The organism is Olivibacter ginsenosidimutans (genome assembly GCF_039542865.1).
Taxonomy (GTDB): domain Bacteria; phylum Bacteroidota; class Bacteroidia; order Sphingobacteriales; family Sphingobacteriaceae; genus Olivibacter; species Olivibacter ginsenosidimutans.
In genome coordinates this window covers 105,631-127,088 of sequence record NZ_BAABIQ010000002.1, presented here as the reverse complement: position 1 = coordinate 127,088, position 21,458 = coordinate 105,631, and the positions used below count along the sequence as shown (strand labels likewise).

General features: G+C 39.6%; 21 protein-coding genes and 1 other RNA gene. 13 read left to right on the top strand and 9 right to left on the bottom strand.

The features are described from left to right. Positions 1-10: 10 nt before the first annotated feature. The 3 genes from ABD930_RS01395 to ABD930_RS01385 form a co-directional block, all read right to left on the bottom strand. On the bottom strand, positions 11-3,247 hold the full coding sequence (locus tag ABD930_RS01395) for an RHS repeat domain-containing protein (RefSeq protein WP_345229889.1): 3,237 nt from the start codon (positions 3,245-3,247) through the stop codon (positions 11-13). A 165-nt stretch (positions 3,248-3,412) separates the two neighbouring features. Next, a complete protein-coding gene (locus ABD930_RS01390) occupies positions 3,413-4,129 on the bottom strand; it encodes a hypothetical protein (protein ID WP_345229888.1) in 717 nt (238 codons plus the stop codon). 12 nt (positions 4,130-4,141) lie between these two features. Then, positions 4,142-5,032, bottom strand: a complete 891-nt coding sequence (locus tag ABD930_RS01385; protein WP_345229887.1) for a hypothetical protein — start codon at positions 5,030-5,032, stop codon at positions 4,142-4,144. 595 nt (positions 5,033-5,627) lie between these two features. Between ABD930_RS01385 and ABD930_RS01380 the strand changes: the two genes are divergently transcribed. Then, positions 5,628-6,287 (top strand): DUF6266 family protein, encoded by a 660-nt coding sequence (locus ABD930_RS01380; protein WP_345229886.1) that lies wholly within the window; start codon positions 5,628-5,630, stop codon positions 6,285-6,287. A gap of 101 nt (positions 6,288-6,388) precedes the next feature. On the opposite strand, the gene hemF is transcribed toward ABD930_RS01380, so the two are convergent. Then, positions 6,389-7,291 (bottom strand): oxygen-dependent coproporphyrinogen oxidase, encoded by a 903-nt coding sequence (hemF, locus tag ABD930_RS01375; RefSeq protein WP_345229885.1) that lies wholly within the window; start codon positions 7,289-7,291, stop codon positions 6,389-6,391. A gap of 156 nt (positions 7,292-7,447) precedes the next feature. On the opposite strand from hemF, the gene ABD930_RS01370 reads away from it, so the two are divergent. Beyond that, complete coding sequence (locus tag ABD930_RS01370; protein WP_345229884.1) at positions 7,448-7,906, top strand: VOC family protein; 459 nt, start codon at positions 7,448-7,450, stop codon at positions 7,904-7,906. Here ABD930_RS01370 and ABD930_RS01365 read toward each other — a convergent pair. The 4 genes from ABD930_RS01365 to ABD930_RS01350 all read right to left on the bottom strand — a co-directional run bounded on the left by ABD930_RS01365 (position 7,903) and on the right by ABD930_RS01350 (position 11,770). Beyond that, positions 7,903-8,232, bottom strand: a complete 330-nt coding sequence (locus tag ABD930_RS01365) for a winged helix-turn-helix transcriptional regulator (protein WP_345229883.1) — start codon at positions 8,230-8,232, stop codon at positions 7,903-7,905. The genes ABD930_RS01370 and ABD930_RS01365 overlap by 4 nt on opposite strands. A 44-nt stretch (positions 8,233-8,276) precedes the next feature. Beyond that, positions 8,277-9,527 (bottom strand): beta-ketoacyl-ACP synthase II, encoded by a 1,251-nt coding sequence (gene fabF, locus ABD930_RS01360; protein WP_345229882.1) that lies wholly within the window; start codon positions 9,525-9,527, stop codon positions 8,277-8,279. Beyond that, positions 9,521-10,078, bottom strand: a complete 558-nt coding sequence (locus ABD930_RS01355; protein ID WP_345229881.1) for a TetR/AcrR family transcriptional regulator — start codon at positions 10,076-10,078, stop codon at positions 9,521-9,523. The genes fabF and ABD930_RS01355 overlap by 7 nt, the downstream gene beginning before the upstream one ends. Positions 10,079-10,537: 459 nt before the next feature. Next, the gene (locus ABD930_RS01350; RefSeq protein WP_345229880.1) at positions 10,538-11,770 is read right to left on the bottom strand and encodes an MFS transporter; all 1,233 of its coding nucleotides are present in this window, start codon (positions 11,768-11,770) and stop codon (positions 10,538-10,540) included. Positions 11,771-12,011: 241 nt separating this feature from the next. Between ABD930_RS01350 and ABD930_RS01345 the strand changes: the two genes are divergently transcribed. From ABD930_RS01345 to ABD930_RS01315, 7 genes are all read left to right on the top strand, one after another. Next, positions 12,012-12,500 carry a DUF4442 domain-containing protein gene (locus tag ABD930_RS01345; protein ID WP_345229879.1) on the top strand — a complete coding sequence of 163 codons (489 nt, stop codon included), beginning with the start codon at positions 12,012-12,014 and terminating at the stop codon, positions 12,498-12,500. Between the two features lie 36 nt (positions 12,501-12,536). Beyond that, the gene (locus ABD930_RS01340; RefSeq protein WP_345229878.1) at positions 12,537-13,166 is read left to right on the top strand and encodes an AlbA family DNA-binding domain-containing protein; all 630 of its coding nucleotides are present in this window, start codon (positions 12,537-12,539) and stop codon (positions 13,164-13,166) included. A 192-nt stretch (positions 13,167-13,358) separates the two neighbouring features. Further along, complete coding sequence (locus ABD930_RS01335; RefSeq protein WP_345229877.1) at positions 13,359-13,820, top strand: hypothetical protein; 462 nt, start codon at positions 13,359-13,361, stop codon at positions 13,818-13,820. 8 nt (positions 13,821-13,828) lie between these two features. Beyond that, positions 13,829-14,416, top strand: coding sequence for an SCO family protein (locus ABD930_RS01330; RefSeq protein WP_345229876.1), 588 nt, complete (start codon positions 13,829-13,831; stop codon positions 14,414-14,416). Between the two features lie 15 nt (positions 14,417-14,431). After that, positions 14,432-14,866: a c-type cytochrome gene (locus ABD930_RS01325; protein WP_345229875.1), complete on the top strand. Its 435-nt coding sequence runs from the start codon at positions 14,432-14,434 to the stop codon at positions 14,864-14,866. A gap of 65 nt (positions 14,867-14,931) precedes the next feature. Then, positions 14,932-15,309: RNase P RNA component class A (gene rnpB, locus ABD930_RS01320), an RNA gene on the top strand. A 41-nt stretch (positions 15,310-15,350) separates the two neighbouring features. After that, positions 15,351-16,772: a sigma-54-dependent transcriptional regulator gene (locus ABD930_RS01315; protein ID WP_345229873.1), complete on the top strand. Its 1,422-nt coding sequence runs from the start codon at positions 15,351-15,353 to the stop codon at positions 16,770-16,772. A gap of 77 nt (positions 16,773-16,849) precedes the next feature. Here the strand turns inward: ABD930_RS01315 and ABD930_RS01310 are convergent, their stop codons facing one another. Continuing rightward, positions 16,850-17,413 (bottom strand): YqgE/AlgH family protein, encoded by a 564-nt coding sequence (locus ABD930_RS01310; protein WP_345229871.1) that lies wholly within the window; start codon positions 17,411-17,413, stop codon positions 16,850-16,852. A 100-nt stretch (positions 17,414-17,513) separates the two neighbouring features. Here ABD930_RS01310 and pdxH point away from each other — a divergent pair, with 100 nt between their 5' ends. The 4 genes from pdxH (at position 17,514) to sucC (ending at position 21,296) form a co-directional block, all read left to right on the top strand. Further along, on the top strand, positions 17,514-18,161 hold the full coding sequence (gene pdxH, locus ABD930_RS01305) for a pyridoxamine 5'-phosphate oxidase (protein ID WP_345229870.1): 648 nt from the start codon (positions 17,514-17,516) through the stop codon (positions 18,159-18,161). Between the two features lie 15 nt (positions 18,162-18,176). Further along, positions 18,177-18,671 (top strand): NADH-quinone oxidoreductase subunit C, encoded by a 495-nt coding sequence (locus ABD930_RS01300; protein ID WP_345229869.1) that lies wholly within the window; start codon positions 18,177-18,179, stop codon positions 18,669-18,671. A 104-nt stretch (positions 18,672-18,775) separates the two neighbouring features. Beyond that, a complete protein-coding gene (locus ABD930_RS01295; RefSeq protein WP_345229904.1) occupies positions 18,776-19,924 on the top strand; it encodes an NADH-quinone oxidoreductase subunit D in 1,149 nt (382 codons plus the stop codon). A gap of 181 nt (positions 19,925-20,105) precedes the next feature. Next, complete coding sequence (gene sucC / locus ABD930_RS01290) at positions 20,106-21,296, top strand: ADP-forming succinate--CoA ligase subunit beta (RefSeq protein ID WP_345229868.1); 1,191 nt, start codon at positions 20,106-20,108, stop codon at positions 21,294-21,296. Positions 21,297-21,458: the final 162 nt, after the last annotated feature.

Sequence of the window (21,458 nt, the reverse complement as noted above, 5' to 3'; positions counted from 1 at the left end):
GGCTCTCGCTTTATTGGTTCTGGTAATGGTAGTCATAACTGGAAATCGGTTTGCCCTGTGTTTCCTTCACCTGCTGCAAACGACCGAAGCCGTCATATTCGTAGTACGTCGTTCGGCCGGAAGCATCCGTGCTGCTCGTCATGCCTACCAACGGATCGTAGGTGAAGGTGGCTATCTGGGCATTTTTTAATGCTGTATTTGTTCGAAGGGGTGCAATAAAATCTCGGATTGCTGTATCCGAAGGTTTAGCAATTGAAAAATTATTTACGGCCGTGGCTCCTCCTAATACAGGCACTACCTCATTATAAAGCGCATTTTTAACAGCTGCGATAGGATATTGCCCCCCATAACTCCAGATATAAGTTGTACTTATATTTTCTTTTTCCTGCGATTGTACTAACCTATTCTGGACATCATATTCCAACGAAATTGTATTTCTGTATTTCGGCAAAAGAATTACATTCGGATCATGAGCAACCGCCGATGTTAATTCACTAGATTCATAACGATAGACATTTTTGATCGCACCGAAGTCATTGTATGTCCTAATTTCTCCCCCAATCTGTTTATCTGAAGAAAACAGCTCGGTTTTAACAGGGATAGTTGTTAAGTTAAGATCCAATAGCTTCTTAATGTTTGAAACACTATTATTATAATTGAAAGGGTATTTATAAACAGTTTTTAACGTATGATCGCCAAAATCCTCAATTAACTGGCTGGCAACGACAGGGTTTCTGTAATATGTATAAGACCGCTCAATCTTAATTGGATTGACTTGGTTTGTATATAAGATTTCTGTTCTCTTTAACAAATTTGCATAGCCTAAATTTTCTCGATAGATATTATAGTTTATAGCACTTAATACGGTTAGCGGAATTCCCCCGCTTCCGATAGTGGCAGTCGCATAAAATTTCTCGAACTTTATTCCCCTTATAGCTGTCCCCCCCATGTATTCGTACTGGTATACATTTTTACCAATTATTTTATTAGCACTATCCAAGGTGATTTTTTTAATCAAATTTCCTCGTTTAAAATCCATACTCTCATCAGGTGCAGGTGGGCTTGCGGTTTGTAGATTACTGTTAATGATATATTCAAATACTCCTTTATATGATTCGTGCGTAATCGCATCATATGCTCTAGAAACACTAGATTTAACGTCCGGATATTCTTTAGGGGAAGAATAATAATATATTTCGCTTCCATCCGTTCCGTTATTTTTCATCACTTTAACTTCACCATACCCGACATATCCTCCATGGGTTGCTTCTAAATCAATTATCGGATTCGAATAGACTCTTAAAAGCTGTTTATATAGTTGGACCGGTTCAGTTTGAGTTGTTTTTAGATAAGTAGATACTACTGCTGGTTCTGTGACAATACTTCCACTAGTCATTCCCATTGATTTATAAGTAATTGTATCATGCTCTGTATAATCATAATTCAACTCTTGTATCGATGTCGGGTCTGTAGTCGTTATCTTAGAAATTCGTAATCCGCCCCCAATCTCATTTTGTCGAACACCTTCACTGCTTTTCTTTTTAATAGTTAGCGTCGTTTTTCCATGCCTTGCTGTGATTTTTATGTTATTCTCTCCATTTTTTAGAAATGACAGAGGTAATTTCTGTGTATGGATGGTCACTGGGTTCTCTAAACCCAAACTTACATTATAAAGATTACCATTTATTGTACAAGTCGCGTAGCCTTCCGTATAATTTTTGGCTGCCAATCGAAATTCAAATAATACTTCTACTGCATCGTTAGCCTGAAGATTCAAAACTTTCTGCAGTTGAAAATTCTCGTCCGATTCTTCATAACCAGAGATACCAACGGAGGTAATTTCGTTTATTAATGGATAGGTAAGACTTGAAAAGGTATTAGCTTGAAAATCAAACTTATTTTTCACACCTGTAGGATAGCTTATCTCAGATAAAACACAGGCTTTCGCCGCGGATTCATTAGGATTACGATTAGAACCACCACTTATATTAAGATATACTTGACTATTGGAAACCACATCACGTAGTTCTATCCCATTTAAATTAGGAATCATATCCCGATCGTTGGTCCATGCCCCATTAAAGAAACCGTAATAATCTTGAGCAGGCGATTTTTTATACGGTAAAGTGAGTGCATTATACACAAACTTATATGGAGGAGAACTTTCTTGTCGGTCGCCCGAAAACATCTTTAAAGAATCTAATCGTAATCTCCTATATTGAAATTTGTCTTCCATAGCGGCAATATCAATCCCTTCACTAATAAAATAACTTGTGTAAAAATTGAAACTTTTTGTTTCCCTGTTATCTATATTATAGATTCTTATAGCTGATACCGCCTTCGGAACTGATGAATTAAAACTATTTAAATCCTGCCTTTCGTTATTATATTCAAACACAACCTTCCAAAATGGACCAGTAATTGTCTTAATTCTCTTACTGGCTATCCTTATCCACTGATAAGTTAAATTAGCACGCCCTTCCAACGAACCCCCGACGGTAAAATCATGATAATTACACTTTTCATTTGTACGGTAGTCATAATTTTCAGAGTCGTAAGAAAACTCGATATTCTCTTTAGTATCAGCAGACTGAATTTGAGAAAGATAATAGGCAGTAACACTGCTGTTTATTAAACCTGCGTCAAAGCTACCCGTCTCACCATTCAAAACAAATGGCTGTACAGCGCTTGTAGCAAAATTCTGATTGGTACCGAAGGTATATTTCCGGCCCTTCGTATCCGATATTTCGAAGCCTGTAATGTCATTGGAATCATTAAAAAAAGGTTTTACTTGAAGATTATTGCTGTCTTCTATTATGGGCTCCCCTGTGTCGGATAAAAAGAATCGACCCGTTAATCCTGCAAAATTGTAAATGTATAAATCAGGTTGGTTATCCTCCCATTTTGTTTGGGATAACTCGTCTATGTAATTCCAATCAATATCCGGTAGCAAAGGTATCGGCTTTCTAGTTTTATGATCAATCTCACCTCTCACAACCCTAAATATTGCTCCTCCAGCATTCAGAGACCATCCCAAACCGAAGGAAGATGCCTCTTCAGATACTTTTAAACCGCCAGCATGATACGATAAAGAAAGATCTACATCGATGTTTCTACCTTGCAAACTATCAAGGGGAATTACTATTGACGGAATTCCCGTATATAGACTGACAGGAACTTCAATATATTTTGCCAAGGCTAAATCGTTTGCAGGCAGCGGTATTTCAGGGTTAATCTGTGCCAACATAACGTTCGAAATGAGAAGACAACATATCAATGTTACTTCTAATTTGTAAATTACTATTAAGTAAAATAATTTCCTTATTTTTCCCATGTTATTAACAGAATATTAAAGTTTAGTTTCTTATTACGCTTCAGTTTTTTTATTGAATTCAATCGCTTATTCGACCGATCATTGCATTTTCTTCTTTATGATATTCAGTTCTTTTTGCTGCTCAATGACGATAAGCATCAACTCCTCCACCTTCTTCAACAAGAGTAAATTCATCTTCGCCACATCCAATCCTTCCTCACCTATCTCCCTAGCCGAAGGGATTTCTGGCAGGTGTTTGTGTTCCTTAACATAAGCCTCCACTTCGGTTAAAGAAGGCAACTGGTAATCCTTTTCGAACACATAATCCGGTACCGTGATATCGGTTTTCACCTTAATTTCCCTGGCCAGGATATTGCCGTTAACCGTCAGTTTGGCAACAGCGTGCGTGGTACCTATGCCCACGTTACCTGTACCGTCATTCAAAATAATATTCCCCCCGTCCTGGACATTTATGGAACTGCGGATATATAAATCCCCTACTGGATTGGTATGCTCGATAATACTGGCTTTCAGGTTATCATTATTCCGGATCTGGGTATAACCAAAATTCGTTATACCGGTACGGCTGATCGTAGTGGTCGTATTTTTTGTTCCCGACCAAAATTCCTGTGCATGTAGTAAAGCTGGTATAAATACAATACCATACACTAATACCCGATGTATTAATAGGTTTAAAGACCTCCATATGATTAAAAGATTTCTTTGTCCACCCTTATTGACCATTAAGGTTAATGGCAAGTGCCCCGATTGATTTATTTTCTGTTCCATCATACTGTGTTGCGGTGATATTGTCATTCCTATCAATTTCTATTGTCCAAATAATTTTTCCAGTTTCGAAATCCTTTCATTTTGCTGGTTCACCTCCTTCTCTTTCAGAATCAAACGTAAAGTCAACTCCTCCACCTTCTTCAGCAAGAGTAAATTCATCTCGGCCAGATCCAAACCTTTTTCACCGATTTCCTTCGCCGAAGGGATTTCGGGCAAATGTTTGTGCTCCTTAACATAGGCTTCCACCTCGGTTAAAGAAGGCAACTGGTAATTCGCTTCAAACACATAATCCGGAACAGTGATATCGGTTTTCACCTTAATTTCCTTGGCCAGGATATTGCCGTTGACAGCCAGTTTGGCTTTTGGATCGGTCGTTCCAATACCGACATTACCATTACTCAGTAAACGCATTAAGCTGATATCGCTATGGGACTGGATATCCAATCCATTACCTGCACCATCCCCGGTTCCTCCTACCCGGATGCGTGCCACATTATCTAACCAGCTTAGGGCAACGGATGCCGAGGGATTATCCGGATTATACGATAAATAACTCCCTTGCGCAGCAACACTGCCGATTACATGGAGCATTTGGCTGGGCTTGGTTGTTCCTATACCTACCTTTCCATTATTCTCTACTGTAAATTTTACGTTCTGATTAGCTGTTGCCGTGCCGCTTGAAAGCCGCAGAATGGGATTGGTATTATCGATCTGATTCATATAAACTGCCGTACCGTTACCATTTCGGGTAAAAAAATGGTAATCGGTATTGCCAGCGGATGTCTTGAAAACACCGGTCTGTACCTGCGCTGCTACTTTCCCTTGGAAAAACACCAGACAAAAGGCGGTGAGCAGCTGTACCGATAATATAATGCTAGAACGGTTCTTGGATAGCCTGAAGCTATAGGAATTAACGGTTAATGGTTTCATATTTGAATAAACTATTTGTTAAGGTTAAATTCTATTTACAAAAGAAACCATAGGGATTGAATAACCTGCTAACGGAAGGTTATAATTTTCATAACCCTGGGTTATAATTTTCATAACCTACGGTTATAAAAGATATAACCGTAGGTTATATTTTATGCAAAGTTGCTCACAGGGCTTTAAAATGCGTTCTGGAAGGGGTGCATTTTCCGCACTGCGCAACCGTGCTATTTCTCTCTCTTTCTCAAAAAGCGTATTTTTTCCTCCAGTGTCATTCCCGCTGTAAAAAAACCGTTGTGCCGATACGATACAGATCGGCCAGCTGGCCGAGGATAATTGCCTATGTTGTCGGACGGCTCCCGGCAATATGAAGGAATGATTTGTTGGGATAAAACTAGGGATTACTTATGGTTAACTTATCTATTCAATAGGATTTTAATCGGACCTTATTCGGACCTCGTTCGGACCTTGTTCGGATAAAAGCGAATGAACTCCGATTTATTTCCTTTCTTTTATCGAATTATTTTTATATTAGTAGATAAATTGGTACCTTCTAGATTAGGAGATGGTATCTGGAATAAACAATAATAGTATCATAATGGGAAGAGTCAATAATGGCGTTAACGGACCGGTATCCGGTAAAGTAGGTAGTGTGGTTTTCTGCAAATGGAAAGGCATCGATTATATCCGTTCTCTGCCGCGCATTAAAAAACATCGCAAACCTACTGCATCGCAGGCAACACAACGTTCTAAATTCAGTTTTATGCAAGAAAAGCTAAGTCCTATTGTTCCTTTTGTTCGCCTCGGTTTTATGAATTATGCCCCTAACCGAAGCGGGCATAGCTCGGCTATGTCTTATAACTTGAAAGAGGCTGTGCTGGAAGAAGAACACGGATATCAGTTGGATCATGAAAAATTCTCCTTCAGCAAAGGTGTCCTGCCGTATCCGAAAGAAGCGAAAGCAACATTGGATAACGGTATCATACGCTTTACTTGGCGATATGATGCGCAAGATGAAAAGGAATCAAAGCATCATATCAACCTCACGTTATTACTGTTATATCCAGAAAACGAAAAGCATCAGGCTTGGGGGAAGCGATTTGGAAATTCTCGCTATGACGGCTACGATACTATCGTGCTCAAAGAAACTACCTGTAAACCCGGAGCTAAATATCACGCCTATATAGCGTTCTTTGCGGAAGACGGAAGTAATGACAGCTCGGATAGTGTGTATGCCGGTGCAATTGAAATACCTTGATTTACGCGTTCCTGCTGCTTCTTTGCGAACCGAAGCGATGCACGACCGGTACGTGACGGTTATGGGAACAAAGGAATGTGGTAAGTGAACAAGATAAGCAATTAAGCGTTAATCCAGTCGATCCCTTTTTTTAACCGTTGTGCCGTTTGATCTTCCAATGATCCGGGCTTAGCTTGATAATTGTAAAACCAATTGGCCTGCGGAGGTAAACTCATCAAAATGGACTCTATTCGGCCATTGGTTTCCAGTCCAAATTTGGTGCCTGCATCGTAAACGAGGTTGAATTCCACATATCTTCCCCGGCGGATGTATTGCCATTGCTGTTCTGCTTCGCTAAATGACCGATCCTTGTTCCGATCGATTAGTGCTGTATATATCGGAACAAAGCTTTCGCCAACCGCCTTTGAGAACGCAAACAAGTGGTCTTTATCGAGTGCGGTATTTCCAGCGTGAAGTTTGTCGTAAAAAATCCCTCCTACTCCGCGTGTTTCGTTCCGGTGTTTAATAAAGAAATAATCATCGGCCCATGCTTTAAAGCGTGGATAAAAACTGCTGTCATATCGATCGCAAACGCTTTTCAGCTGTTGATGGAAAAAGCTTGCATCTTTTTCTATAATGTAATGGGGAGTAAGGTCTATCCCGCCGCCAAACCAATAGTTTCCATTATCCAATTCAAAATAACGGACATTCATGTGAATAATAGGTACCCAAGGACTTTTAGGATGGATAACGATGGAAACGCCGCTAGCGAAGAAATCTTGATTTTCTACCTGAAAAGCATCTTTAATTTTCTTCGGAAGTTCTCCATGCACGGCAGAAAAATTTACGCCACCTCGTTCTATTACCTGCCCCTGCTGAATAATACGGGTACGCCCTCCTCCACCGCCTTCCCGCTCCCAACGTTCTTCTTCAAAAAGGGCCTTTCCATCTGCCGCTTCCAGTCCTTTGCAAATATCGTCCTGGATTCGCTGATAAGCGGCAGTGATCTCTTCTTTTGTTATCATGACGGCAAAGATAAGAATTATCAGGGCTTGGCCGTTGGTTTTTCCCAGTGTATACTATATGTCTTTCCAATTTATTTTCACGCGTACTAACAATTTTGTAAGTTCTTTCCTGTTTTTAAAAGGATAAATAGTTTTGCGGATATAAAATTTGACATTATGGATTTGTCTCAAAACATCATCGGGTTCCATCACGTATCGATTAAAGCAACACATTTTGAAAATAAGCTTGGCTTTTACAAAAAGCTGGGATTTGAAAAAGTACACAACTGGTCTTTGCCAGATTTCAACTTAGAAAAATGTGCTATGCTGCACAATAGATCAATCAATTACTACATTGAAGTATGCGATAAAAATGCTGATATCCCAACACAAGGAAGGAAAAGAAAGGAGGATGATGAATACATTGAAAACGCCTTATTGCATATTTGTTTCATCGTGAGAGATGCTGAGAAGGCCAGAAAACAAGCGCTCGAAATCGGTGCAAAAGATTTAAGTAAGGGTGTGTTTGAACTTGATCTTGCTAACAGCCAAAAAACTATAAAGGTACGAAACAGCCTTGTGTATAGCCCAAACGGAGAAGTGATTGAGTTTTTGGAGAAGGCAGACTTTGATTAATTATTTACCGAAAAGATGGAAAGTAGTTGTAAAATGGGTTTTAAGTTCCGTCCTTTTTCTGTCAATGAATAGATGGAAGACGTTTTATTTTTGTCTTTTACAACCAGTTCGTCTTCCTGTAATTCCTTCAATTGTTTGGAAAGGGTTCTGTCACTAATCTCAGGTAACAAGATTTTGAATTCGGAGTAAAGGGCGTCTTTTTCCAAAAGGTTGAAGATAATGGAAAGTTTCCAGCGACCGCTAAATAAAGCTAACGTTTTTGAAGCATTACAAAATTGTTGTAATGCTTGCTCATTAATGGAATTGGTTGAATTTTCTTTACGCATGGTTATCATGTTATAAAGCCACAAAATTTTTGTCTGGTATATAGTCAGGAATTATATTTTTTGAAAATCGTTGTCGCAATGTGTCCTCCAAAACCAAAGGTGTTACTCATGGCATAGTTTACTTCTCGCTGTTGTGCGTTGTGTAAAGTAAGGTCAAAGACGTCCTTAAACTCAGGTTCAATGTCTACTGAATTGACTGTTGGTGGTATGATATCCTGCTGAACAGCTTTAATACAAGCTATGGCTTCAATTGCTCCTGCTGCACCTAGCAAATGACCGGTCATGGACTTTGTTGCGCTGATATTTAGTTTGTTTTCTTTTCCGAATACACGTTCAATCGCTTTTAATTCACTGTTGTCGCCTTGTGGTGTTGATGTAGCATGTGCATTCAAATAATTAATTTCATTGACGGTAATCGTTGCATCCTCCAAAGCTGCAAGCATACCTAAATATGCTCCCTCGCCCTCTGGATGCGTGCTTGTGAGATGATATGCATCTGCAGCCATACCACCGCCAACAATTTCTGCAACAATTGGTGCATTCCGTTTTACAGCATGTTCGTAGCTTTCTAAAATAATTGCTCCCGCTCCCTCACCTACTACAAAGCCGTCCCTGTTGATGTCAAACGGACGGGAGGCTATTTGTGGATTGTCGTTTAGTGTTGACAATGCTTTTGAGGCATTGAAGCCACCAATAGAACTTTCATTGATTGGTGCCTCTGAACCACCTGTAATCATCATATCGGCTTTGCCCCAACGGATATAGTTCAACGCATCAATAATCGCTGTGTTTGAAGTGGCACAGGCGGAAACAGTTGTGTAGTTAATGCCTCTTAAACCATGCTTAATTGAGATGACACCTGAAGCAATATCAACAATCATTTTCGGAATAAAAAAAGGACTGAAACGTGGTGTGCCATCGCCCTGTGCAAACTCGGTTACTTGTTGCTGAAATGTACCGATACCGCCATTACCAGAACCCCAAATAACACCGATACGATTTTTGTTTAAGTGGTCAAAATTGATGTTTCCATTTTTAATTGCCTCTTCAACAGCAATTAAAGCGTATTGCGTAAACAAATCATATTTTCTTGCTTCGGCTTTTTCAAGGTAGTTTAATGGGTCAAAGTTTTTAAGTTCGCACGCAAACTTTGTTTTGAACTTACTGGTATCAAATTTAGTGATTGGCGCTGCTCCGCTCACACCATTGATCAATGATTGCCAAAAATCAGTTGCACTGTTTCCTATTGGTGTAATTGCTCCAAGGCCTGTTACGACTACTCGCTTCATTAGCATGTTTGTGTTAAATCGTGTATTATATTTTCCTTAATTTCTTTAAAATCCTGCTTATTGGTAAGCCTTGTAAGCTGAACTGCAGCAAGCATGTTCGTTATGATCATTAGTGCTTTCGTTCTTGTGCTGATGTTGAACAGAAAAACTTTTTTATCCTTTCCATCCTGTAAGATCTCCATTACCCAATTTAGGATATTATCAGCTAATATTTTGACTTTATTCTGTATTTCAGTTTCAACTGTATAAAAGTCTGTTGCTAAGGAACCTATGATACAAATTTTATGCTCTGATTCCGCAACAGTATAAATACTTAAAAAAGCATTTAGCTTTTCTATAGGGGCTTTATTCTCCATTTTAGTTTTCAGCTGATCAAGCCGATTATGATGTTCCTGAATAATCGCCAATCCTAATGCTGTTTTTGTAGGGAAGTGATAATGTACAGAAGCATTTTTTATGCTCAGCTTTTTTGAAATGTCTGAAAAACTAAAAGCATTATACCCTTTCTCCCTTATTAGACTATCGCCAAGCTTTATTATTGCTGTTTTGGTATCCATTTCGTCTGCAAAGATATCAAAAAAAACTTACCTACCAATAAGTAGGTAAGTTTCTTGATCTTTAAAGTCTAAAAACATGTTCTTGTCAATTTTCACGGTATACCCGTCTCTTTGCCTCGACTATTATCCATACCGGTCAATATCTTATTATATAAACTATATAAATGGCTGTAAATCAGTTTTCAAAAACTAAACCCATGAACAAGATAAACATAAGCTTTTGGATATTTGGACGAAGCACTTTAACTTTGTGTCATCATAATTTAGGTTTATAATTGGTTAGTTAAAAGTCCCTCAATCTCCCCGGTTGAGGGCTTTTTTATTCAACTTTCAGTAGCTCGTGTCGGGGCATTCATGCGCTCGCAAAGCTCCTCAATTTTATTCATGACGTTATTTAATCCCTTTTTCAAAATAGGAAAGTACTTCATAAATACTTCCAGTAAAAAGTGAGTAGGCAGGCTACTCCTCCACATAATTCAAATCACGGTCAAAACTTTCTTTAAGTTGACTTAATGCAAAAATAGCGATACCACTTAACAGGATGATCATCACTATTGCCGCGGTAATGATGTTGAAGCGGTGGACAAAAAATTCAAACAAAAATGTACTGGGTACTAAAGCGCCTCTAACGAAGTTAGGCGCTGTGGTTGCTACCGTAGCCCGTAAATTCGTTCCAAATTGTTCGGAGGCTATCGTCACAAAGGTAGCCCAATATCCTACGGAGAAGCCCATAAAAAAGGCTAACCAAATGAATTTAGCAGGTGTAATTCCAGTACTGGTCAGGTATAGAAGCGAACTGACGATAATTAAAACCTGAAAGAAAAATACGGCTTTTTTTCTCGATTTAGTGAGCTGGGCAAGCAGTCCTGCGAAAATATCACCTAAAGAAATGCCAATATAAGCACACATGATACCTTTCCCTGCACTCAAGGTATCGGTCGCTCCTAAGGCATGCCCAAATTCGGGGGCTTGTGTTATCAAAACACCTACCACAAACCAGATCGGTAAACCAATCAACAGACAATAAAGATAGCGAGAAAAACGCTCTTTTTTTTGGAATAGCATGGCGAGATTTCCCTTGACGACATTCTTTTGCATCGTTTGCGTAAACATACCCGATTCAAAGGTTCCTACACGCATCAGCAATAAGAGCATTCCCATTCCACCCCCCACAAAATAAGCTTTTCGCCAATCGAAATGTTCTGTAACATAAAAGGCAACGACAGCTCCCAATACACCGATTCCAGCGATCAACATGGTGCCATATCCGCGCTTATTCCTGGGCATGGCTTCACTCACCAGGGTAATGCCTGCTCCCAGCTCTCCGGCCAGTCCTACTCCGGCAATAAAACGTACCCAAGCATAACTATGAATATCCTGTACCAAACCATTAACGATATTGGCTACGGAATACATTAATATAGAGCCAAATAATACTTTTACACGCCCATATTTGTCGCCTATTATGCCCCATAAAACTCCACCTAAAAGCAAACCAATCATTTGCATATTCAACACATATTCACCTCCTGTTCGCATAGCATCTGCTGGAATCCCTATGTCTTGAAAACTTTGCACCCGTACAATAGAAAAGATAACCAGGTCGTAAATGTCTACGAAATAGCCTAGGGATGCGACCAAAACCAACAGCCAAACGTTAGTCGACTGCCGCTTATCATCTGTTAATGTCATGGATTTGATTTTGGTGCTAAAATAGAAAATTTCAGCTGTAAAAATAAGTGACTTTTTAAACACCATTTCCCAAGAGAAGCAAAGTAAAAAAAGACAATTTCGCTTCGTTTCATAAAATGGTTCCCAAATTGCTTACTTTAGCGATGGTGAAGATATGTGTGATATATTGTTCCTTTATTGTTTTAAGGAATCCAAGTGCCATATGGGTTTTTGATTTTTTACTTTTGAATTTCTACCTTACATGAAAGTTTCGGAACGAACGTTAAAATGGATTATGCGCTTATATCCACCGCTTTTATTTCAACGGATCTGGGTACAACGGTTTCATAAAGATTTTATGGGCGTAAATGTAAAAATTATATATAGTCTACTCAATAAAAACTATAATTCATCTATATTTGGTGGCACAATCTACGCGGCTTCAGATCCATTTTTCGCCGTATTGTTTGATCAAATTTTTAGAAAGAAAGGTTATAAAACCAGGGTTTGGCTTAAAAGCGCTTCCATAGCATATATTAAACCGGGACGGACAACGCTTTATTTCCAAATAAAGTTGACACAAGATGATATTGAAGAAGCCAAGTACCAATTGGATACTGTAGGCAAATTCATTCATACCTATTCTGTGGATATTACGGATAAGCACGGCCAGTTATGTGCGAAAGTAATGAATGAAGTATATGTCAGAAATTTGAACGCTCCTAGCGAGCGGGAAACGGTAGCCTATTGAGTAAAAGGCTATAATAGCCCCTTATTTAAAAAAAGCATGAAATTAAAGTCGTCTATATTGCAGGGTGAAGGTGAACAACTTGATTTTAAAAACAAAATAAGCAATGCACATAAAATTGCCAAGACCTTGGTGGCTTTTGCGAATAATAAGGGAGGGAAATTATATATTGGAGTGGCTGATGATGGCCATATTATTGGGGTCAAAAATGAAGATGAAGAACGCTATATTTTGGAAAAGGCGGCCTTTAGGTATTGCAAGCCTGCCGTTGAATTAAAATTTGAAGAGGCTTATGTGGATGAGAAACTCGTCTTAATTGCAGCGATTCCGGAAAGTGACCTGAAACCGCACTATGCTCTAGGTGAAGACGGCAAATGGTGGGTATATATACGGGTAAAAGACAAGAGTATCCTGGCAGGGAAAGTTGTCGTCGATGTTTTAAGGCGATCATCTAAAACTGATGGAGTATTGCTAAGTTATACCGAAAAAGAGCAGCAACTGCTAAGCTTCCTGAATGATCAACAACCCGTTTTATTAATCGATATCTGTAAACATCTTAAACTTTCAAGAAGAAAAACACAGCGCCTATTGGTAAACATGATTTTGGCGGGTGTAGTAAAAGTAGATACCACCAAAGAGGCTGAATTCTATCGACCGGCCGTCGTATAAATTGATTCTAATGCGTAAGTTTGTAGCATTATGAAATGTCCACGATTGCCAAAACACAAACACCGATGAAAATAACCGAGCTTGCGAGCTCATCGAAGATAATCTGAATATTCCATATGGCCATTGAAAAACAAAATGCGAAGCATTCATGAATACAATTGGATGCAAACACGAATGAATAATTATTTATATATGAATAAGGATAAAAAAATGAACACTTATTTTCTCGGTATATCTGTTCTGTTGATTTCTTGCAGTGCCTGTAATTCCATGAAGAACGAAAATCGTCAATTGCAAGAAGAAGTAATTGCCGTGCATGATTCGATCATGCCTAAAATGGGGTTATTTGTAGGTAACAATCTAAAAGTAACTACCTTGTTAACGAAAATGGATAGCTTAAAGCAAGTGCATCCCGACTTAGATACCTCTTCCTTAAAACAGCAATTGGTTAATCTGCAAACGGACCTTAAGCTAACAAATGAAGCGATGACCGATTGGATGCATAATTTCGATCCCGAACACGAAAATAAAAAGCCAGAAGAGGTACATACCTATTTACAAGAACAACTCCAAGCCATTCGAAGGTTAAAAGACCAATTCTCGGCTACAGAACAAAAAAGCCAACACGTGTTAGCAACATATCGTATAAAGTAATATACATCATGAGAATATATTATTTCGTTTTTATTGCCGTAAGTATTTTGTTTGGCGCTGCTTGTCATCAGGAAAAAAAGAAATTGCCTATTTTAGGTGAAGGGAAAACGATCCCAACTTTTTCATTCATTAACCAAGATAGCGTAACACTAACCAACAAAGATTTTGACCAGAGCATTTACGTTGCCGACTTTTTCTTTACCTCCTGCCCAAGTATTTGTCCGATAATGAGTAAAAACCTCTTAAAAGTTTTAAAAAAATATCAAGGGAATCCAGAGGTTAAATTACTTTCACACAGTATCGATACCAAATATGATACACCTTGGGTGTTAAAAAGATATGCCAATAAATTAGGTGTCACCGGAAATCAATGGCAGTTTGTGCATGGCTCAGAGGCAGATATTTATAACATGGCCAATCAATATATGGTATATGCTAAAGAAAATGCAGATGCACCGGGTGGTTTTGAACATCAGGGCTGGCTCATCTTGGTAGACAAGGAAAAAAGAATTCGAGGAGCTTACGATGGTACAGACGATGAGCAGGTTAAGAAGTTAATGGACGACATGGATGTGCTATTGGAAGAATACCATTAATTCATTTCGTAATAGATGAAGTCGACATTTGTTTTTTATGGTTGGTGTATTCTCTTTGTTATGGTGGTGATGCACGCCTGCCAAGGAAAAGACGAGATAAAAAAGGCTCAATTTTTCACCAATGGAAAATCGTTATATCATAAAACCTGTGAAAATTGCCATGGAGATGGTGGAGAAGGCTTAGGAAATCTTTATCCCCCCCTGGGAGATACCGCATCTATCCGATCGAAACAAAATCGCCTGGCTTGTATGGTTAAATATGGTATTCACGAACCGCTTACCATTGATAACCGATTATTTGATACCGAGATGCCTGCTAATGCAACTTTATCTGAACAAGAAATTGCGTATATACTTACCTATATGGGTAATTCGTTCGGAAATGAACTTGGACTCATTACAACCGAGGAAGTCGCGCAGCAGTTAAAAAATTGCCGTAATGATAAGTGAAAAACGGTTAATAAATACCTACGACCAATTTTCAATTTTGAGTTTTTTGTAGTAGGTTTGCACGAATAACAAGTCGTTCTATCGCCGCACCTTTTGGTGAGGAGGAAAGTCCGGGCAACACAGAGCATCTCGCTTCCTAACGGGAAGGTCTTGGTAACCATCAAGAACGGAAAGTGCCACAGAAAACAAACCGCCTTGTTGTAAACAAGGCAAGGGTGAAAACGTGAGGTAAGAGCTCACGGCCTTGTATGGCGACATACATTGCGGTAAACCCCGGGAGTTGAAAGACCAAATAGGTTCTGGAAAAGGGTTGCTCGTCCGTTCCATCATAGATGGATCCAGAATGGGTAGGTCGTTGGACCCTGCGAGTGATCGCAGGGCTAGATAAATGATAGATTCCGATATATCGGAAACAGAACCCGGCTTATAGACTTGTTTTTTTTTAAAAAGCATATTGGTTGCGATTATAGCGCAATAGGTAATTATGGCTAAAATATTAATTATTGATGATGAACGTGCGATAAGAAGCACTTTGCGGGAGATTTTAGAATATGAGGATTACCAGGTTCAAGATGTTGATAATGGCATCGATGGACTGGAGGTCATCAAAAAGGATACAATCGACCTGGTATTATGTGATATTAAAATGGGAAGAATGGATGGCATGGAAGTGCTTACAGAAGCATTGAGCCTGAAGCCTGATCTACCTTTCATCATGATATCGGGGCACGGTACGGTTGAAACGGCTGTAGAAGCTAGTAAAAAAGGTGCCTATGATTTTATTTCAAAACCTCCTGATCTCAACCGATTACTCATAACGGTACGTAATGCGTTGGAGCGCGGTACCTTAGTAACCGAAACCAAAGTACTCAAGCGCCGGGTTAGTAAGACGAGAGAAATTCTGGGTGAATCAGAAGCCATTAGTAGAATTAATGAAACCATTGATCGGGTTGCTCCTACTGATGCCCGGGTATTGATTACAGGAGCCAATGGTAGTGGTAAAGAGCTGGTTGCAAGGTGGCTACATGAGAAATCAAATCGAGCAAACGCACCGCTTGTTGAAGTGAATTGTGCTGCAATACCTTCTGAACTCATTGAGAGTGAGCTTTTTGGACATGAAAAGGGTTCGTTTACCTCAGCAGTAAAACAACGTATTGGTAAATTTGAACAAGCGGATAAAGGAACCCTATTCCTAGATGAGATAGGCGACATGAGTTTGTCTGCACAGGCTAAAGTACTAAGGGCGCTGCAAGAAAATAAAATAACCCGCGTAGGTGGTGATAAAGAAATAGAAGTAAACGTACGGGTAATTGCCGCAACGAACAAAGATTTACTTAAAGAGATAGAAGCAGGCAATTTTAGAATGGACCTTTATCATCGTTTAAGTGTCATCTTAATCCATGTCCCGCCATTATCCGAAAGACGGAGCGATATTCCGATTATTGCAGAACATTTTTGTGAAGAGATTTGCGCTGATTATGGGATGCCTATTAAGAAAATTACCAGCAGAGCTATTGACGCGTTAAAATCATTACCATGGACAGGCAATATCCGTGAGTTGCGTAACATGGTAGAACGTCTAATTATTTTGAGTGATAAATCGATTACGGAAAAGGATGTATATGCCTATGCTAATCCTGGCGGGCCCGTTGCCGAAAGTTTATCAATGGAATCCTTCCAGCCCCAAGTGGCACAGGCATCTGCACCAAATACAGTAAATGGATTAAATCATTTTGATCAATTTTCATCTTTTCAAGAGTATAAGGATTATGCAGAACGGGAATATATTAAGTATAAATTGGAAAATAATGCTTGGAATGTTTCCAAAACGGCAGATGATATCGAAATTCAACGAAGCCATCTCTATAGTAAGATAGAAAAATATGGCTTGAAACGGGAAAATTAATTTTAGTTGTTCGTTACTGGTTGTTGGTTGTTAGAAAATACGAATAACGAGCAACTAATAACGAATAACGAAAGAATTCAGTTCCACATCGGGTTCTGCGGAAAGCTTGCTACATGCGCGTATCTAGGCCCTAAGCTTATTACCGCTTCTTTCCACAGGTTTTCTTCATCATTGACAAATACAATATCCGGATTATAGCTATTACCGATCATCCAGGTGTTTTCCCGTAACTCATGTGTCAATTGATCCGGCGACCACCCGGAATAACCAATGAAGAATTTGATTTCATCGTAACCTATTGCCCGGTCTTTGATAAGCAATTTAAGGGCTTCAAAATTCCCTCCCCAATAGAGGTCCTCTCCTATTGCAATGCCACTATTTAAACGATCGTAGCATTTATGAATAAACTGTACACTATCTTGTCCAACTGGGCCGCCAACAAATAATTGATACTCTGCTCCTGACAAATCTTCCATGACATCTTTCAAGAATAAGGAGCTGGGCTGGTTTAATATCAGGCCTACTGTTCCTTCATCGTTGTGCTCACACACCAATACAACAGATCGCTGAAAATTTGGATCAAGCATAAAGGGTTCAGAAAGTAATAAACTGCCTTGCTGTGGGGTAATATTACTAAGCATAGATTTTATTTCTAAGTTCGTATTTTTTACAACAAATATAGGGCCGAAACTACTGCATATTGCGTATGTTTTTTTAAGTTTGTACAAGAACTAATAGTTTATGCAAAAAGAATTGTCTATTGAAAGTATAAGGACGGATTATCGCTTAGCAGAACTTCATGAAGATCAGGTGGCTAAAGATCCTATACAGCAGTTTAAACACTGGTTTACACAAGCGTTGCAAGCTCAAGTAACCGAAGTCAATGCTATGACCCTCGCTACGGTTGATCATGAGGGAAATCCCGCTGCCCGTATCGTACTTTTAAAAGATATTGAAGATGACGGATTTGTATTTTATACGAACTACCTCAGTCATAAAGGTAAGGAAATCGCTCATCATCCTGTTGTATCCCTCGTTTTCTTTTGGCCTGATCTTCAACGGCAAGTGCGTGTAAATGGTATAGCAGACAAAGTGAAGGATCAGGTTTCCGAAAAATATTTCCATAGTAGACCTATAGGAAGTCAACAGGGAGCCTGGGCATCTCCACAAAGTGCTGTCATCGCGAACAGAACTGTGTTGGAAGAAGAACTGTCGACTATTGCTGAACGGTATAAAGATCAAGTCATCCCAAAACCACCGCATTGGGGCGGTTATATCGTCAGGCCAACAGTATTGGAATTTTGGCAAGGCCGAGCCAATAGGTTGCATGACCGACTTTTATATACCAAAACGGGAAGTACGTGGAAAATCGAACGTTTAGCCCCTTAATATTAATCCTACCCTATGGACCTACAGCGAATAAAACAACTGTTAATAGCAAAATTTGGCGCCTCGTGTATCGTTGATGAAGAGTTAAGCGGTCTACAACCCGCATTGCTAATCCACAAAGATTTTATTTTAGGGGTTTGTCAAGAGTTGAGAGACCATAACGAAACATGGTTCGATTTTTTATCTTGTATTTCTGCTGTTGATTATGGAGTGACAGAAGGGTTTGGTGTTGTTTACCACCTAGCTTCTATTCCCTACCGTACGCAGTTAACCTTAAAGGTCATGTTGGAAAACCATCGTGAAGAACAAGTGCTCCCTTGGGTAGACAGCGTCAGCTCCGTTTGGCGCACGGCCGATTGGCATGAAAGGGAAGCCTTTGATTTAATGGGTATATTCTTTAAGAATCACCCCGATTTAAGACGTATCCTCCTGCCAGACGATTGGAAGGGTTACCCTTTGCGCAAAGATTACAAAGACGCGGAGGAATACCATGGCATTCCAATCAATTAATTTCATTAATTTAGTAGAAGTAAATGACCGACTCCAAGATAGTTGACACGGAAACAACGATTAAAACCGATACGCAAGCGGCATTAAAAGCCTATCAAGAACGGATGTCTGCTATTGGCCCCGAAGAAATGATTATCAATATCGGTCCGCAACATCCCTCTACGCATGGCGTATTGCGACTCGAGGTCATATCCGATGGTGAAATTGTCAAAGAAGCTGTTCCACACATGGGGTATCTGCACCGCTGTTTTGAAAAGCATGCAGAATCTATGAATTATGGTAAAACAATCCCTTTTACGGATCGAATGGACTACCTTGCATCGATGAATAATAGCCATGCCTTTGTGATGGGGGTAGAACGAATGCTAGGAATAGCCGAGGAAATCCCTAAAAGAATCGAATACATCCGGGTGCTCGTATGCGAATTAAATCGCATAGCGTCCCACCTCATTGCCATCGGCACTTATGGAATAGATATTGGCGCTTTCACCCCTTTTATGTGGTGTTTTAGAGATCGTGAGCATATCATGAATATGCTGGAATGGGCTTCCGGATCGCGCATGTTGTATAATTATATCTGGGTGGGTGGTTTGTTTTACGACTTACCAGTAGGCTTTGAAGAACGATGTAAAGAATTTGTAGCTTACTTCAAACCAAAGCTCGTTGAATTGGATGAATTGTTAACCAATAACCAAATTTTTATCTCTCGTACGGCCAATATTGGTGCCTTACCGCTAGAAGTTGCCATAAATTATGGTTGTTCTGGGCCAATGCTGCGCGCTTCTGGACTGAAATGGGATTTACGGAGAGTTGATGACTATTCCGCTTATCCGGAAATAGACTTCGAAATTCCTATTGGCAAAGGCGAAATGGGAACGCTGGGTGATTGCTGGGACCGCTATAAAGTACGTGTGGATGAGATTAAAGAATCGGTTAAAATTATCGAACAATGCATCGAACGATTGCAGCATGAACTAAAACGCAGACCCGATTTTGACCCGAGAGCAATGGTTCCCAAAAAGGTCTCACCTAAGGCACAAGACTATTATGTGCGGGCAGAAAATCCTAAAGGAGAATTGGGTTTTTATTTTATTACTGATGGCCGTTTAGATATTCCCAGACGGGTGAAAGCCAGAGGACCAAGCTTCAATAATCTATCGGTACTTCCAGAACTTTCAAAGAATATTCTGATTGCTGATCTAATTGCCATATTAGGTTCGATTGACATCGTTTTAGGAGAAGTGGATCGTTAGTTATGAGTTGTGAGTTATGAGTTGTGATAGGTTTTCTAACGTTTGTTGTGGTAAACCGTGATCCGGGAGGGTGCTCTTTACTTCTCGTCATTGTTCACGTGTCACTAATCACTAATTAAGCCGTTATTACATTGCGATATACAATATAAAATGCTATTTTTACGGCAAAATTCTTAAATAGATGAATATTCACGAATATCAAGGTAAAGCCATATTAAAAAGCTTTGGAGTGCGTGTTCAAGAGGGTATCGTTGCGGATAACCCCGAACAAGCGGTAGAAGCTGCAAAAAAGTTAAAACAGGATTACAATTCTGATTGGGTAGTCGTTAAAGCACAGATACACGCTGGCGGTCGCGGTAAGGGCGGTGGCGTAAAATTGGCGAAGAATTTGGATGAAGTAAGAGAAAAATCCAAGGAAATCATCGGTATGCAACTGGTAACGCCACAAACTGGCCCTGCAGGTAAGCAAGTAAACAAAGTGCTCATTGCTCAGGATGTTTATTATCCCGGTGCAAGTGAAACGAAAGAATTTTACATGAGCGTACTTTTGGATCGTGCACGTGGTCGGAACATTATCATGTATTCTACCGAAGGAGGTATGGATATTGAAGAAGTGGCAGAAAAGACCCCTCACCTTATCCAGAAAGAAGAAATAGATCCTTCTATTGGCTTGCAAGGTTTTCAAGCCAGAAAGATTGCTTTCAATCTTGGCTTAAGTGGTGCTGCTTTTAAAGATATGACCAAATTTGTAACGGCACTGTATAAAGCATATGATGCAACAGATTCTTCTCAATTTGAGATTAACCCGGTATTAAAAACTTCTGATGATAAAATATTAGCGGTTGACGCTAAGGTAAACTTGGACGATAACGCCCTTTACCGTCACCCCGATTATGCTGAGCTACGTGATCTTTCAGAAGAAGATCCTACGGAAGTCGAAGCAGGTCGATCTAATTTGAATTATGTAAAATTAGATGGCAATGTTGGTTGTATGGTTAATGGTGCCGGATTGGCTATGGCTACCATGGATATCATCAAAATTGCTGGTGGTGAACCTGCAAACTTCTTGGATGTTGGTGGAACTGCTAATGCTGAAACGGTAAAAGCCGGTTTTAATATTATTCTAAAGGATCCTAATGTTAAAGCTATTTTGATCAATATTTTTGGCGGTATTGTTCGCTGTGACCGTGTAGCACAAGGTGTAATAGACGCGTACAATGAAATTGGTAATATTCCTGTACCCATCATTGTACGTCTGCAAGGAACCAATGCAGAAGAGGCCAAAAAACTGATTGATGAATCAGGACTAGAGGTGTTCTCGGCAATCCAATTAAAAGAGGCGGCAGATTTAGTAACTAAAGTACTAGCATAGTATTCCGCTTACCATAGTCTACACAAATAGATGCCTGAATAAACCTCCGGAAGTGATTTCGGAGGTTTATTGTTAACGATAAAATGGATATTTCCTCTATAAAAACAAGTCCTTGATGGCAGAGGAGAGACCGATAAACCGCTTTTATATGCAACGCGATTA